The organism is Brachyspira intermedia PWS/A, from assembly GCF_000223215.1.
Taxonomy (GTDB): Bacteria; Spirochaetota; Brachyspiria; order Brachyspirales; family Brachyspiraceae; genus Brachyspira; species Brachyspira intermedia.
On record NC_017243.1, the window covers coordinates 1,482,775 to 1,497,682 of the forward strand.

General features: G+C 25.1%; 15 protein-coding genes and 1 pseudogene. 10 read left to right on the forward strand and 6 right to left on the reverse strand.

The window, feature by feature from the left end; all coding sequences use genetic code 11:
- Positions 1 to 314: 314 nt before the first annotated feature.
- Positions 315 to 2,027, forward strand: a complete 1,713-nt coding sequence (locus tag BINT_RS06505; RefSeq protein ID WP_014487761.1) for a DNA adenine methylase — start codon at positions 315 to 317, stop codon at positions 2,025 to 2,027.
- A gap of 78 nt (positions 2,028 to 2,105) precedes the next feature.
- Positions 2,106 to 2,573 (forward strand): CAP domain-containing protein, encoded by a 468-nt coding sequence (locus BINT_RS06510; RefSeq protein WP_041177307.1) that lies wholly within the window; start codon positions 2,106 to 2,108, stop codon positions 2,571 to 2,573.
- On the opposite strand, the pseudogene hflX reads toward BINT_RS06510, so the two are convergent.
- The 3 genes and pseudogenes from hflX to BINT_RS06525 all read right to left on the reverse strand — a co-directional run bounded on the left by hflX (position 2,560) and on the right by BINT_RS06525 (position 5,329).
- Positions 2,560 to 3,677: pseudogene (gene hflX, locus BINT_RS06515) on the reverse strand (GTPase HflX). The gene BINT_RS06510 and the pseudogene hflX overlap by 14 nt on opposite strands.
- A gap of 18 nt (positions 3,678 to 3,695) precedes the next feature.
- Positions 3,696 to 4,223 (reverse strand): bis(5'-nucleosyl)-tetraphosphatase (symmetrical) YqeK, encoded by a 528-nt coding sequence (gene yqeK, locus BINT_RS06520; RefSeq protein ID WP_083818243.1) that lies wholly within the window; start codon positions 4,221 to 4,223, stop codon positions 3,696 to 3,698.
- 110 nt (positions 4,224 to 4,333) lie between these two features.
- On the reverse strand, positions 4,334 to 5,329 hold the full coding sequence (locus BINT_RS06525) for an ABC transporter ATP-binding protein (protein WP_014487765.1): 996 nt from the start codon (positions 5,327 to 5,329) through the stop codon (positions 4,334 to 4,336).
- 169 nt (positions 5,330 to 5,498) lie between these two features.
- On the opposite strand from BINT_RS06525, the gene BINT_RS06530 reads away from it, so the two are divergent.
- Positions 5,499 to 5,768 carry a hypothetical protein gene (locus BINT_RS06530; RefSeq protein WP_041177308.1) on the forward strand — a complete coding sequence of 90 codons (270 nt, stop codon included), beginning with the start codon at positions 5,499 to 5,501 and terminating at the stop codon, positions 5,766 to 5,768.
- A complete protein-coding gene (locus tag BINT_RS06535) occupies positions 5,758 to 7,278 on the forward strand; it encodes a hypothetical protein (RefSeq protein ID WP_148258783.1) in 1,521 nt (506 codons plus the stop codon). Before BINT_RS06530 ends, BINT_RS06535 begins: the two co-directional genes overlap by 11 nt.
- On the opposite strand, the gene BINT_RS06540 is transcribed toward BINT_RS06535, so the two are convergent.
- The 3 genes from BINT_RS06540 to BINT_RS06550 form a co-directional block, all read right to left on the reverse strand.
- The gene (locus BINT_RS06540; RefSeq protein WP_014487767.1) at positions 7,271 to 8,230 is read right to left on the reverse strand and encodes an ABC transporter ATP-binding protein; all 960 of its coding nucleotides are present in this window, start codon (positions 8,228 to 8,230) and stop codon (positions 7,271 to 7,273) included. The genes BINT_RS06535 and BINT_RS06540 overlap by 8 nt on opposite strands.
- A 100-nt stretch (positions 8,231 to 8,330) precedes the next feature.
- Positions 8,331 to 8,780, reverse strand: a complete 450-nt coding sequence (locus BINT_RS06545) for a GNAT family N-acetyltransferase (RefSeq protein WP_014487768.1) — start codon at positions 8,778 to 8,780, stop codon at positions 8,331 to 8,333.
- A gap of 8 nt (positions 8,781 to 8,788) precedes the next feature.
- Complete coding sequence (locus BINT_RS06550; RefSeq protein WP_014487769.1) at positions 8,789 to 9,148, reverse strand: hypothetical protein; 360 nt, start codon at positions 9,146 to 9,148, stop codon at positions 8,789 to 8,791.
- 145 nt (positions 9,149 to 9,293) lie between these two features.
- Here BINT_RS06550 and BINT_RS06555 point away from each other — a divergent pair, with 145 nt between their 5' ends.
- From BINT_RS06555 to BINT_RS06580, 6 genes are all read left to right on the forward strand, one after another.
- Positions 9,294 to 9,998 carry a L,D-transpeptidase family protein gene (locus BINT_RS06555; protein WP_014487770.1) on the forward strand — a complete coding sequence of 235 codons (705 nt, stop codon included), beginning with the start codon at positions 9,294 to 9,296 and terminating at the stop codon, positions 9,996 to 9,998.
- Between the two features lie 64 nt (positions 9,999 to 10,062).
- On the forward strand, positions 10,063 to 11,043 hold the full coding sequence (locus BINT_RS06560; protein WP_041177310.1) for a WESB_1763 family membrane protein: 981 nt from the start codon (positions 10,063 to 10,065) through the stop codon (positions 11,041 to 11,043).
- Positions 11,044 to 11,096: 53 nt separating this feature from the next.
- Positions 11,097 to 11,546, forward strand: a complete 450-nt coding sequence (gene tsaE / locus BINT_RS06565; RefSeq protein WP_014487772.1) for a tRNA (adenosine(37)-N6)-threonylcarbamoyltransferase complex ATPase subunit type 1 TsaE — start codon at positions 11,097 to 11,099, stop codon at positions 11,544 to 11,546.
- A 22-nt stretch (positions 11,547 to 11,568) separates the two neighbouring features.
- The gene (locus BINT_RS06570) at positions 11,569 to 12,573 is read left to right on the forward strand and encodes a hypothetical protein (protein ID WP_014487773.1); all 1,005 of its coding nucleotides are present in this window, start codon (positions 11,569 to 11,571) and stop codon (positions 12,571 to 12,573) included.
- 9 nt (positions 12,574 to 12,582) lie between these two features.
- Entirely contained in the window at positions 12,583 to 13,977 is a 1,395-nt protein-coding gene (gene mnmE, locus BINT_RS06575) for a tRNA uridine-5-carboxymethylaminomethyl(34) synthesis GTPase MnmE (RefSeq protein WP_014487774.1), read from the forward strand.
- 146 nt (positions 13,978 to 14,123) lie between these two features.
- A complete protein-coding gene (locus BINT_RS06580) occupies positions 14,124 to 14,852 on the forward strand; it encodes an outer membrane beta-barrel protein (RefSeq protein WP_041177311.1) in 729 nt (242 codons plus the stop codon).
- The last annotated feature ends 56 nt before the right edge of the window (positions 14,853 to 14,908 follow it).

Genomic DNA, 14,908 nt, shown 5'->3' on the forward strand with positions numbered 1-14,908 from the left:
ATTAAGTAAAGTAAGTATATATATAGTATAATATATATGTTAGTATATAATTTATTTAATAATAAAAATGTAAGATAGGTTATAATGAAATTATTAAAAATTATATTAATGATAATATTGTAATTGATTTATATAAAAAAATCTGCTTATTAAGTTTCTAATAGTATGAAATAAAAAATAACATTAAAATGTTTCCAATGGTATATATGATTTTTATAAATATTTATCTTAATATATGTTTATTTATATAATATTGATATTTTCTTTGTATTATGTTAATATTATTATGTAAACTATATTATGATAATAAGATTATGATAACTAATACTGAAGCGAATATAAGAGATAAATATTTAAAAGAAAATTTAATAGCATATATTGGTAATAAAAGAAGACTTCTTTCATTTATAGAAAACACTATTTCTAGAATCTTAGAAGAAGATGGCAATGTAAATACTGCTCTTGATCTATTTGCAGGAAGCGGAAGTGTTTCAAGACTTTTAAAAACTATGGATTTAGAAGTTTATTCTAATGATTGGGAATATTATTCTTATATTTTAAACTATGCTCATTTATGTATTAATGAAGAAGATTTATCTAATATGTTTATTCATACCGGTGGGGCAGAGAATACAATAAACATGATTAATAATATTGAATATATAGATGATGATGATAGATATATATCAAAATATTATGCTCCTTCAAATGATGAAAATCCTGATCTAATGAATGAAAGACTTTTTTATACTCATTACAATGCAAAGAGAATTGATATTATAAGGCATAACATAGAAATGCTTTATAAAAATAATGCAATAAATGAAAAAGAATATTATTATCTTATAGCTTCAATTATATATGAATCTGCCACTCATACAAATACTTCCGGAGTTTTCAAAGCTTTTCATGCAGGTTTTGGCGGAAGAAATAAGGATGCATTGCATAGAATTATGGCCCCTATATCATTAAAGCCTATACCTTTATATAATGGTAAGCAATGTCATGTAAGTATGCTTGATGCTAATGAGTTCGTTGTAAAAAATAAAAATAAGCATTTTGATTTGGTGTATTTAGATCCTCCATATAATCAGCATCAATATGGAAGCAATTATCATTTGCTTAATACTATAGCTTTATGGGATAAGCCTGCAATTAATAAGAATATATATATAGACGGTAAAAAAACAGATAAAGGCGGCATTAGAAAAGATTGGATTAAAACTAAATCAATGTACTGTTATAAAAAAACAGCTAAGGATACTTTAATAAATTTATTAGACAATATAGATTCTAAGCATATAGTAATGAGTTATTCTACTGATGGAATAATTGAATATGATGATTTAATATCAATACTTGAAAGTAGAGGTAAATTAGATATTGTTACTTCTGAATATACTAAGTATAGAGGGGCTAAAAGATCTATAGTTAATAAAACAAAAAATATAGAGTATTTGTTTGTGGTTGATACTTCAAAAACTAGCTGCAGCAGTACTAATAAAAAATTAAGATACATAGATAATATCAGACTAAAAATGGATAATCCTTTAGATTGTTCTAAAGATAGTATTGTATTTGATTATGATAAAGATGATGTTATAGTATTAAATTTAAAATATTCGGTTCATATAATAAATAAAGATGAGATATGCGATAAACTTAAAGATAAAAGTTTAGAGTATATAAAAATGTTTTCTATATTTTTAGATAGATACATTAAAGAAGATAATATTAATGCATTGAAAATTTATTCTTATCATATTAATGCTGCCATACTTGCTAATGATATAAGACTTATAAAATATTTTGGAGAATATATTCTTCAAATTTACAGCAGATTATGTTCAAGAAAATCTAATGAATATCTTATAGATATTACAAATAGTATTTTAGATATTTTATCATATTATAATGATGAAATAAGCATTATTTCTAGGATAAAACAGAGAATAATTTATAATATAAAACATTCAAATATTTCCGAAATTAATAAAAATAATTTACTTATTAGACTTGAAAAATAATGAAAAAATATTATATTTATTCATATAAAAATTGCATTTTATGTAAATAAAATTTTTTTTAATAGTAAGTGAAAATATATGATTAATATTTTAATAAAAATGATTATTATCATTGTATTCAGCTTTAGTGTTTTGTCAGCACAGAATTATAATGATGATATTAATTCTATGTTGAAAATATTCAACGAAATAAGAGAAAATGAGAATTTATATTCATTTGAAATTGATGATAAATTAAATAATATAGCTGATATAAGAGCAAAAGAACTTGCTATCAGTTTTTCACATATTAGGCCTAATAATACTAAGTATGATGAGTTGCTTTATCAAAACAGGATAATTGCCTATTCATCTGATGAGAATATAGCTTATAGATTTAAAAATGCAGAAACGGTTGCTAGTTATTGGATGAATTCTAGTAAATATAAAGTTAATATTCTAAGCGATAAATTTACTCATATAGGCGTAGCACATTATGCTATTAATGGTGAGGACTTTTGGGTAGTTATATTTGCTCAATTAACTAAGTCTTTTAATTATTATTGATATTTAATTCCAATATAATATCTAATATTTTCTTTCTCAAAATATCTATATTAGTATTGTTTTTGGCACTTATAAATACAGCATCATCATAAGAAGTTAATATTTTATTTTTTGTATTTCATCTATGCAGTCAGATTTATTAAATATAACTATTCTTTTTATATGAGAGGCATCTATTTCTTTTATTATGCTTTCTACATGCAGAAGTTTTTCTTCTATATTTTCATCGCTTGCATCTGATAAATGCAAAAGTAAATCAGCCTCAACAACTTCAGATAATGTGGATTTAAATGAAGCTACTAAAGTATGCGGAAGTCTGTCTATAAATCCTACAGTATCGCTTATTATAACTTCTACTGGAGTATCATCTGTTAAATATAGTTTTCTAGTATGAGTGTCTAGCGTAGCGAATAATTTATCTTCAACATAAACAGACTCTTTGCAAAGCAGATTAAATAATGTGCTTTTTCCTGCATTGGTATATCCTACTATTGCTATTCTAAAAGTATTTTCTCTTCCTTTTCTTCCTGTACTTGCTGATTTTTCTACCTTGCTTAATTGAGATTTTAATTTATGTATACGTTCTCTTGCTCTTCTTCTATCATATTCAAGCTGTTTTTCTCCGGCTCCGCCTCTTAATCCTATGCCTCCTTTTATTTGGCTTAGATTAGTTCTTTTACCTTTTAATCTTGGATATTCAAATTCTAAAAAAGCTAATTCCACTTGCATTTTGGCAGTCATGGTTTTAGCTCTTAAAGCAAATATTTCTAATATTATTTCTGTCCTTGTGAGCGCTGTTATATTAGAACCTTCTTCTATAGCATTTACCTGAGAACCGCTAAGCTCATTATCGAATATAAAATACTCTACATTATCAATTGCAGCACTTTCTTTTAAACTTTCTAATTTACCAGTGCCTATATAAGTTCCTGCAGTTATTTTAGGCTGTATGAATGAATATTTATTTACAACCTCATAACCTGCGGTATCGCATAGCATTGCAAGTTCATTAAGTATATTATCTATATTTATTTTGGTATTTCTGTATTGTCTGCTGTCGGTTACAAATATTATATATGCTTTTTTTAAATTATCATTATTCATAAACATTATCCAATATTATTATTTAATAACTAAGGAATTATAAAGTTCTATTGTTTTATCTGATAAATACTGTTTTTTACTCAAAACAAAATTTATAGATTCTAATACCACTTCCAAAAATGCATTGTCAAAATCTGTAAAAATTTTCTCTCTTATTTTATCAGCAGCAGGTATATTTCTTGTAGGCTCAAGATAATCAGCTGCATATATTATCTTTTCAAGCATAGTCATATTTCTATGTCCAACTGTATGACTTTCTATTGCATTTAAAATTTCTTTATCAGTGATTGAGAATTCTTTTTCTGTTATTATAGAACTTACTCTAGCATGAAGCAAAGCACCTGTTATATAATTAGGATATTCTTTATTATCATTTTCAAGTATTATTTTACGCATTTCATCATCTTTGTATCTCTTTCCCAAATCATGACATAATGCCGCAATAGAGGCTTTATTTGTATCAACATTATATGTTTCTGCTATTTGAACAGAAAGCTCTCTTGTAGAAAATATATGTTTTGCTCTGAATGGTAAATATTTTTCTATATATTCAGCTAATTTTTTTCCTGATCATTATATTCTTTCATAATAATTTATTCCTGTTTATGATTAATTATTTTTTATTATAATAAAATTGTTTTGTAATTTCAATATTATTAGTCTGCAAATAGGCATGAAACTGAATGATTTTCTGAAATCTTTTTAGCATTTGGAATATTATTTTTACATTCTTCTTTTGCATATATGCATCTTGTATGGAATCGGCATCCTGAAGGAATATCTGATGCATTAGGTATTTCTCCTTTGATAGGAAGTTCTTTTATTATGTTAACTCTTCCTGAAGAAGCATCTGGTACTGCAGCAATCAAAGCCTTTGTATATGGATGTTGAGGATTATCTATTATTTCATCAGCATTACCAATTTCTACTATATTACCTAAATACATAACTGCTATTCTATCTGCAAAATATCTTGCTGTTGATAAATCATGAGTAATGTATATATAACTTAAATTCTTTTCTATTTGAAGTTCTTTCATCATATATAGAATTTCTGCTCTTGTGGATAAATCTATCATAGAAACAGGCTCATCAGCAACAACCAATTTTGGATTAAGTATTAAAGCCCTTGCAGTTGCTATTCTCTGACGTTGTCCGCCTGAAAGCATATGCGGATATCTTTCCATAAACTCTTCTGGAGGATTGATTTTTACGTCTTTCAAAGCCTTTATAACCATTTCATCATAAACTTTTTCATCTCCTTCAATGTTATGAATATATAAAGGCTCTTTTAATACATCTTTTATTTTAAATCTTGGATTCATAGAAGCATAAGGGTCTTGAAATATCATCTGAACTTTTCTTCTGTATTTTGCTGTTTCTTCTTTAGTAAAATTATTAATATTTTCATTTTCAAATATAATATTTCCTGAAGTAGGCTCTATTAATTTCATCACAAGTTTGCCTATAGTGGTTTTTCCGCTTCCTGATTCTCCTATTATGGCAAGTATTTCGCCTCTTTTTACTTCTATGCTTATATCATCAACCGCTTTTATTTCTTTAGATTTTTTTATTAAACTTTCTATTATATTGGTGCTTGGATAAAAATATTTTTTTACATTTTCAAGCTTCAATATTATATTATTTTCCATCAGACTCAAATCCCTTACCATATATTTTTTATTTGTTATAATAGTAATATATTATAATATAGAAATCAAGCATTTATTTTTTATAATAAATTTTATATGGTAATGAAATTAATTTGACTATTTATATTTATAATAGTATAATTATTTTACTGAAATTGTGAGTATACTTATGAAACAAACAAACAAACAAACAAACAAACAAACAAACAAACAAACAAACAAACAAACAAACAAACAAACAAACAAACAAACAAACAAACAAACAAACAAACAAACAAACAAACAAACAAACAAACAAACAAACAAACAAACAAACAAACAAACAAACAAACAAACTTCAAGTTTTACTCTCTTAGACAAATTTATCTTTGTTGCAAAAAATATTATAATAAATATGAATGCTGCTTTTGCATTGTATGGAGCAGTATATGAAAAATAATTCTTTAATTTATATATTAATAATAGTTTTATCAATATCAATAGGTATTTTTACAAGAATTCAATTATATGAAAAATATAATATTACAAGCAGCGATTCATTAGAGCATTATTATAATATGAGAAAATATTATGATAATAAAGTAGTACCTGTTATGGGAGTTCATCTTGTATCACCCAATAAGCTAATAGGAAGTGAAGAAGTATACGATACAAAGATTCCTAGAGTTCCTGGGGGCTTATTTTATTTACAATATACATTTTTATATTTTTTGTCAGGTGAAAATATTGAGACAGCAAGATTATTAAATTATATATTAATTACTATATCGCCTTTAATATTTCTCATTTTTATATTTAAAAAATTTGGATTAAAAATAACGTCAATAATAACTTCAATATTATTTATGAATATAAATTTTTTAAATTTTCAAAATGAAATATATAATCCAGATACAGTTTTTATTTTGTCATTTCTTTCAATAACTTTAATATTAATATATATATCTTCAGATAATAGGTGGGCATATATTGCAAGTATTTTTATATTTCCAATTTTGGCATTAGAATCTATGTGTCATATTGCAGTATTCTTTAGTATGGTTCCTACATTCCTTATATATTTAATAATTAGAAGAAATAAAACAAAGAAATATATTATACCTCTATCTATAAGTGTGTTTATATCGTTTTTATTGTATGTACCATATATTGCATATGAGATATCAAATGGTTTTCCTAATTTGATGAATGTTGTTAATTTGAAAAATTCTGTAAAACCTATAATACAGCCTCCTCAGATATGGTCTATTTTATTTTTCCCTACAAATGAACCTAATTATAATTATGGAAATGGAATAGCTATTATATTTACTCGCTGGTTTAATGGGGACATTAAATTGGTATTTAGTTTTATATTTTATCTTGCATCTGTAATTATGGGAGCAGCTTCTTTTATTATTTTGATTACGGATTTATTCAGAAAAAAAATTAATGATGATCCAATATTTAAAGAATCAGCTATAATATATTTTGTATATATTGTAGCAACTATAGCTATATTTATGATATTAAATTTAGGTGCTGGAAGACCTAGATATTTTTATAATATATATCCTTTTACATTTATACCTATAATATATTTTATAAAAAAAATTGAGCATAAAAAACTTTTTAATTTTGTAGTTATATTTGCAATATTGAATTTATTTGCAGTGAATTTTCAAGCATATAATGATTATAAGGATAGAAAAGATATAGGTTGGAATTTTATGCTTCCTCATATAAAAAATATAATTGAAGATTCAAATACTAATTCTTTTAATTTGTATGATTCAGATCAATATTCTTATGTACTAATGAAAATTGAAAATCCAAATTTCAAATTAGATACTAATTCAAATATAAAATACAATATAATAAAACCCGGAGATACTAATTTTAATAATAGTATGCTTATAATTTATAGTAATGAGCAATATATAACATACAAAGAAGAAATAACTAATTAATCAAATGACAAGCACATAAATGAGAGTTTCCTATATCTTTTAATATAGGTTCTTCATTTTTGCATTTATCTATTCTTTCTTTGCATCTGTCATAGAACATACAGCCTGTGGGAGGATTAAGCAGATCAGGAGGAGTACCTTCTATAAACTCTAATTTATTTACAGCTTTATTTAATCTAGGAGTAGCTGCTAAAAGTCTTTTTGTATATGGATGTTTGGCATTTGTATATATATCTTCATTGTTTGCAAGCTCTAAGATTTTACCGCCATACATAACGCATACTCTGTCCGAAATTTCAGCCTCCAATGCTAAATCATGAGTTATAAAAATAAATGACAAATCGAAATCTTTCTTTAATTTTTTTAATAAGTTTATAATCTGTGCCTGTACTATAACATCTAATGCCGTAGTAGGCTCATCAAGTATAATAAGTTTAGGTTTCAAAAATAGGGCAGTGGCTATAACAACTCTCTGCTTCATACCTCCTGAAAGCTCATGGGGATATCTTTTTGCAACATCTGCATGAAGCCCTACATATCCTAAATATTCTTCTATAAGTTTTATTGCATCCGATTTACTCATATCAATATGTCTGTTTATAGTTTCTATCATCTGCTTTTCTATAGTATATACAGGAGTAAGAGAATTCATTGCACCTTGAAAAACCATAGATATTTTAGCCCATCTTATATTTTTTCTTATATATTCTTCTTTAAGAGGAATAATATCTTCATTATCAAGTATTATTCTTCCTCCCTCATATTTACCGGGTATAGAAGGCATTCTTAAAAGAGATGTTCCAAGACTAGTTTTTCCGCATCCTGATTCACCTACAATACCTAAAGTTTCGCCTTTCTTTATTTTAAAGCTTATATCATTAATGGCTTTTACTAAACCTTTTGAGGTATGATAGTACATTTTTAAATTTTCTACTTCTAGTATATTTTCCATTGATAGTCCTATTACAATAACATATTATGTTAATTATAATATAATATTAATATTTTTACAATTGACTTTTATCTAAAACGAATGACAGTAAATAGAATTATTAATAAATCATATAATGAAAATGTACTCCGTTTTCTTCCTGAATATCATTATATAATTCTACGAATCCTAATTTTTTATAAAATTCGCATGCATAATGACTAGATTTTACGGTATATTTATCTGAATTTAAAATGTTTTTTGCTTCTTCAAATAAACTACTTGCTATACCCAATTTAAAATATTTGTCGTCTACGAAAAAAAGAGAAATATGATCAAAATCAGTTATTTCAAGCATTCCAACTATTATATCATTTTCATTTTTGGCAATGAGCATTAAAGAGCCTTGCATAAAAAATCTAAGCCTCATATTGTTAGCCGATATAAAAGTTAATACATTATTTATTCCTTCATCTGTGTCTAAACTGGAATTGTATTTTAAATATATATTTTTGGCGAGAATAGAAATATCTTCAATATTTTCAATTCCCGCCTTCTCAATTTTAAACATTGTATTTTTTATTGAAATGCTTTTATTAATCTTTGGAAAGGTAAATGATTAGTATCTTTAACAAATGAACCGTTTTTATAATATCTTAAATAAGGTATTAAATCATTATTCCATACATTTTCTTTGAAATTCATAAAAGGTTCATATAAAGGACTTTCATTGTATAGGCAGATAAATATAGTTATATCAATATCAGCATTATCCTTATTTGCATTTAATTCTCTTTGCAAACCTTTCCAATCACCGCACCAATCCTGAGTGAATATAGCTAAAACATTTTCTGAAGATTTTTTTATATCATCGCTTACTTCTTTAGTATCCATTATATGCTGCATTTCTTTATCATCAATGGTTTTGAAAGTTAACATTACTTCCTCCTTTAAATTCTATATATTAATGCAATAATAATACAGTAAAATATATTTTTAATCAAGGAAATATTTCAAATTACGATATTTGATTAAATATGGAGTATTTTATGAAAAAATTATCATTGCAATTATTATTTTTAATATGATTAATTCTTTTTTATTTGCCGGAGATTTTCTTGATGATCAGAAAAGATACAATAGGGTAAGAACGGCCATAAAAGAAAAAGACAATATTGTAAAAAATACATTAAAAAATAATAATATCGAATTAGAAGAATTAAATATATTAATAACAGTATACAAACAAGAAGATATACTTGAAATATATGCCAAAAATAAATCTGACAGTACATATAAAAAAATAGCTTCATATAATATAGCAGCAAAATCCGGAATATTAGGCCCTAAAAGAATGGAGGGAGATTTACAGGTTCCTGAAGGTTTTTATTATATAGACAGATTCAATCCCGCAAGCAGTTATTATCTTTCATTAGGCATTAATTATCCAAATGAATCGGACAAAAAGAAAAGTAATGCTTCAAGACTAGGAGGCGATATATTTATTCATGGTGCTAATGTTACTATAGGATGCATGCCTATGACTGATGATAAAATAAAAGAAATATATTTATATGCTGTATATGCTAAAGATAATGGACAAGATAAAATACCTGTTTATATATTTCCTTTTCAAATGACAGATAGCAATTTTGATTATTATAAAAAATATTATGATGAATCTTTAATAGATTTTTGGTTAAATATAAAAAATGGATATGATAAATTCCAAACAACCAAAAAAGAATTAAATATTAAAGTGGATTCTAAAGGAAACTATGTATTTTAAATTCTTGCAATTTTTCTATAAAAATATTACTATATTAGCATATATAATAATTGGGTAATAGTTAATGATTCAAATGAATAAAAATACTTCCTTTGTAAGTGCATACAATTTCTGGTCATATTTGCTGATTGCCATTGTATTTTTTAACTATTTGTTTTTCAGAGCTTTAGTAATTGATAATAATTCTTTTATATATGTAATTACATTTATTTTGAATTATATTGTATTAATATCTTTTTTTCTTTTGGTATTTTATAAATTTTATAATTGTATATTTAATTCAGAGACTTTTTTAGCTGTTTTTGGAATATTATTTCTTATATCGGGTACTTTAAGGCTTTATGCTATAGAAATTAATATTTATAATTATATAGAGTTACTATATTTTATATCCATATTCGTTCTTACAATAAAAATTTTTGTTTCTATAATAAAATCGAATAATATAATGGAATTGGATAGAGGAGTATATGTTTTTATGCTTCTTTCTTTAGCCTCATCTAATATAAATTATATTTTAATATCAGCTAATAAAATAATAGATACGGATATTTTTCATTATATATCTACTTTTATATCAACTTATATGAGTAAATTGTCATCTTTTTCATTTTTAATATTAATGATAGCTTATATATTAATTTTTATGAAAAAAGTTGTTATGAAAAATATTAATAAATCATTCTTTTTTATTATTATGATGGTAATATTATCAATAATAGCCATATTAGTATTTGGTAATTCTTTCTTTTTGATTGTAATATCATTTTTTGGTGCTTTAGGTATTGTGATGTATTTACCATTTACTGTTTATCTTGTAGTTATTATAATGTTCTTAATGACTTTATTTACATCTTTTATGAGCTGTTTAGTATCAAAATATTATTGTCCTAAATTGATAGTATTCACTTTATTTATGCTTGCCGGACTTGATATGAGTAATTTTGGATTAAGATTAATTTCTGTATTTGCCATTATGGAAATGCTTAGTATATGTAATGACAAAAAAGACTATGATGAACATTTGACAAATAATACTCTATAATATATTATTTCTATAATTTAAATTATAATTTTATAATATTGACACTAATAAATATGAAAAAAGAAATTATTAAAGAAGAAAAAAATATAAGCCTTGAAGGTATAGAAAAAGTTGCTGAATTTTTTAAAGATATATTGAAAGACGGTGATGTAGTTATAATGGAAGGAAATCTTGGATTTGGTAAAACTACATTTGTTAGAATACTATCAAGATTAATGGAAAGCGAAGATATTGTGAGCAGTCCTTCATTTACTTTGATAAACGAGTATGATATAATTTTAAATGGCGAAGAAAGTATTTTGAGGCATGTAGATTTATACAGACTTGAAAAAGAAGAAGAGCTTGATGATATAGGCTTCAAAGATAAAATAAGAGAGAATGGAATTACTATGATAGAGTGGGGAAATAAATTCAAAGATTATTTTGAAGCTCCATACTATTTATTTGAAATAGAAATGCACGAAGAAAATAATAGATTATATAGGATTAGTTTTATTTCATGAAAAAATATTAGTATTATTTATAATGATATTTGCTTTATTAATATCATGTTCTAAACAAATAGATAAAAATACTATAGTAAATGCATTGACTAGTATTTCATCTGTTAATGTTGTTATTGGAAATACTATAGATTATGAAGTGCGTATACTTTCTAAAAATAATATAGATTATAATTTTGAAGATTTATCATTTGATGATAGAGATAATAAATGCAGAATCATATCTGTTGAAAATAAAACTAGAAATGTTGGAGAATATAAAGAGAGAATCATAAAATATAAATTAGGTTTTTATGATGTAGGACAATTCGTTGTATATCCATTTAAGATTTCATATAATTATAATAATGAATACAGAGAACTTCATGGTGAGGATATGACTATATTAGTATATCCTTTCTCTGACGGAGAGACTTTACCTCCTATGAAAGGTACTATTGGTATACCTATGCCTAAATATGTATGGTTATTCGCTGTGCTTATAGTTTTTGCTATTATTGGAATAATAATATTGATTTTTGCTGTAGTAAAATATATAGAAAGAAAATTCAATGAAAAGATAAATATAAAAGAAGACACAGAGGCATTGAATGCATTAAAACTAATAGATTGCAATACTTATTATAATGAAAATAAATATGCGGAGTATTATTTTGAATTAACATTTATATTTAAAAGGTATCTTACAAAGAGATTCAGATTCAATATAGAAGATATGACTACTAGCGAAATAAATCAATTATTCAAAGAAAATGTATTTAATGAAAGCGAATACATAATAAAAATGTTTGAAGAATCTGATTACGTAAAATTTGCAAGACAAATTCCTGAACTCAAAATAATGCAGAAAGATTATGATTTTTGTGTTGATTATATAGTAAAAAACGGTAATTTATATACTGCATTAAAATTAGAAGAAAAAGAAAACAAAAAGATAAGAAAAGAAGAAAAGAAAAGGCTAAGAAAAGAATTAAAAGAGCAGAAAAAACTTCAAAAGAAAATGGAACATCTTCAGGAAAATAGTTAAGAGTAAAATATGAACGAGTATGATATAAAAGATACTATAGCGGCATTATCAACACCATATTCAAAGAGTGCATTAGCTATAATAAGAATGTCAGGAAGCAAGGCATTAGAAATAGCTTCAAAAATATGTTTCTACGCTAATAATGAAAATAAGAATATAAATAATTTTGAGCATAGAAAAAGTTATTATGCTTTAATAAAAGATGAAAATAATATACCTGTTGATGAGGTTATAGTATTATCTTCTTTATCTCCTAATACTTTCACATCTGAAGATACAATAGAATTCATATCTCATGGAAGCATTGTAGTAATAGATGCGCTTATGAATCTTTTAATAAGAAACGGAGCAAGGGCAGCTAATAGGGGAGAATTCACATACAGAGCCTATATTAATGGAAGAATAGGAATTAGTGAGGCTGAAGCTATACATGATTTAATAGATTCTAATAATAAGCTTATGGCTGAAGCAAGCATATATAAGATGAGGGGAAGGCTTACAAGAGAGATAGATAAACTAAGAGAAAATATAAAAAATTCTCTTATGCTTGTTTATGGAGAATTGGATTTCCCTGAAGATGAAACAGAAAGTTTTTCTTATGATAAGCTTATAGAAAATTTTGAGATTATAAAAAAAGATATAGAAAATATTTTATCTAATTCCAAAAGAGTTGAAAATCTTATTAATGGAATAAAGGTTGCTATATTAGGCAGAGTTAATGCCGGTAAAAGCAGTATATTTAATATGATATTAGACAGAGAAAGGGCTATAGTTTCAAATATTGCCGGAACTACAAGAGATTTTTTGAGTGAAAATATTTATATTGATAATATACCTTTTTATTTGATGGATACTGCCGGATTTCATAAAAAAGCTGATAATGATATTGAGCTTGAAGGTATTGAAAGAGCTAAAAAATGTGCCTGTGAATCTGATATTATACTTGCAGTGTTTGATGGAAGCGATATAGCAAATGAAGATGATATCAATTTAATAGAGTTCTTAAATACATTAGATAATAAAAATATTATATATATACTTAATAAAAGCGATGAAGATAAAAAATTTAATAAAGAAATAGATAATGCTAATATAATTAATATAAGTACAAAAACAAAATCAGGAAAAGGTGAATTAATATCTGCTTTGAAAAATTATGTTTCAGATTCTGATATGGATATTTTTAATAAAGAAACTTATGTCAATAATAGAGAGAGAGGATATTTAGAAAGCGGACTTAAACAGATTGATATATGTATAAAAAAATCATTAGAGTCTTATTCTTTAGATGAAGTTGCTGAAGAGATGAATATATTAAATAATATACTTGGAAATGTTAGCGGAAAAGTTGATGCTGAAGAAGTAATCAATGAAATATTTGCTAATTTCTGTATAGGTAAATAATATATTTAAATGGCTTCATATTATATAAAATAAGTAATTATTTACGATAATATATATAACCATATTTGATAAATTTTGAAAAAAATGTATATTTAAATTGATGATAATATTGTAATGAAGCGTATACAAGGAGTTTAGTTGCCAATATGAAAAAATTATTATTAATAATTAGTATATTTATATCGATTAACTTATCACTTTTGGCAGCAAGCGGATTTGAAGGGATAATAAATATACCTTCTGGGCTGTCTGTGGGAATACCTATGGGAAACTCAGAACTAGAAATCGGTTTGGGTTTTGATATAGGTGTTACAGCACAGTTTGGATATGTGATAGATTTTAAAAATAATATAGGACTTAGTATATTGGCTGAAACAGGATATAGTTATGATACTTATTCATCTTCTATATCTTCTGACAGTACAAAATCTGTTGTTTCTACTTCTGCTTTTCATAGCTTTCAAATAGGTATTTTGCCTAAGGTAAATATTTATGATTTTTCTATAGGTATTGGAGGCGGATTAAAAATACCTGTAGCAGGAATTGAAGAAGAAAAGACAGTTACTTACGGCACTAATTATACGGCAGCAGGCAGTACAGTTAATATGCTGGATATAGTCAATAAATATGATAAAATGAATGTTATACCTTATATTAAATTAACATTGGATTATTCTGTATTTAATAATTATAATGTAGGTGCCAATTTTGGATTATATTTTGATTATGAATTTGGTGTGAGAAAAAAAATTGATGAAACAAAATATGTATCTACAGATGCATTTGGTGTTGGTTTGCAGGTGGGTTTAAGATTCAGTCCTTTTAATAGCCATCAAAATGATTTAGATAAGAAAGAGCAAGAGAAAAAGGAATAATCTAATTAGTTAATCTAGTATATAGTATATACTGAAAATTTTTAGCTTTCTCAACT

What these genes read in the sequence shown, in the direction of transcription:
- BINT_RS06505 (WP_014487761.1), top strand. Translation starts at nt 315, where the DNA reads ATGATAACTAATACTGAAGCGAATATAAGAGATAAATATTTAAAAGAA.
- BINT_RS06510 (WP_041177307.1), top strand. Translation starts at nt 2,106, where the DNA reads ATGATTAATATTTTAATAAAAATGATTATTATCATTGTATTCAGCTTT.
- BINT_RS06525 (WP_014487765.1), bottom strand. Translation starts at nt 5,329, where the DNA reads ATGGAAAATAATATAATATTGAAGCTTGAAAATGTAAAAAAATATTTT.
- BINT_RS06530 (WP_041177308.1), top strand. Translation starts at nt 5,499, where the DNA reads ATGAAACAAACAAACAAACAAACAAACAAACAAACAAACAAACAAACA.
- BINT_RS06535 (WP_148258783.1), top strand. Translation starts at nt 5,758, where the DNA reads ATGAAAAATAATTCTTTAATTTATATATTAATAATAGTTTTATCAATA.
- BINT_RS06540 (WP_014487767.1), bottom strand. Translation starts at nt 8,230, where the DNA reads ATGGAAAATATACTAGAAGTAGAAAATTTAAAAATGTACTATCATACC.
- BINT_RS06545 (WP_014487768.1), bottom strand. Translation starts at nt 8,780, where the DNA reads ATGTTTAAAATTGAGAAGGCGGGAATTGAAAATATTGAAGATATTTCT.
- BINT_RS06550 (WP_014487769.1), bottom strand. Translation starts at nt 9,148, where the DNA reads ATGTTAACTTTCAAAACCATTGATGATAAAGAAATGCAGCATATAATG.
- BINT_RS06555 (WP_014487770.1), top strand. Translation starts at nt 9,294, where the DNA reads ATGATTAATTCTTTTTTATTTGCCGGAGATTTTCTTGATGATCAGAAA.
- BINT_RS06560 (WP_041177310.1), top strand. Translation starts at nt 10,063, where the DNA reads ATGATTCAAATGAATAAAAATACTTCCTTTGTAAGTGCATACAATTTC.
- tsaE (WP_014487772.1), top strand. Translation starts at nt 11,097, where the DNA reads ATGAAAAAAGAAATTATTAAAGAAGAAAAAAATATAAGCCTTGAAGGT.
- BINT_RS06570 (WP_014487773.1), top strand. Translation starts at nt 11,569, where the DNA reads ATGATATTTGCTTTATTAATATCATGTTCTAAACAAATAGATAAAAAT.
- mnmE (WP_014487774.1), top strand. Translation starts at nt 12,583, where the DNA reads ATGAACGAGTATGATATAAAAGATACTATAGCGGCATTATCAACACCA.
- BINT_RS06580 (WP_041177311.1), top strand. Translation starts at nt 14,124, where the DNA reads ATGAAAAAATTATTATTAATAATTAGTATATTTATATCGATTAACTTA.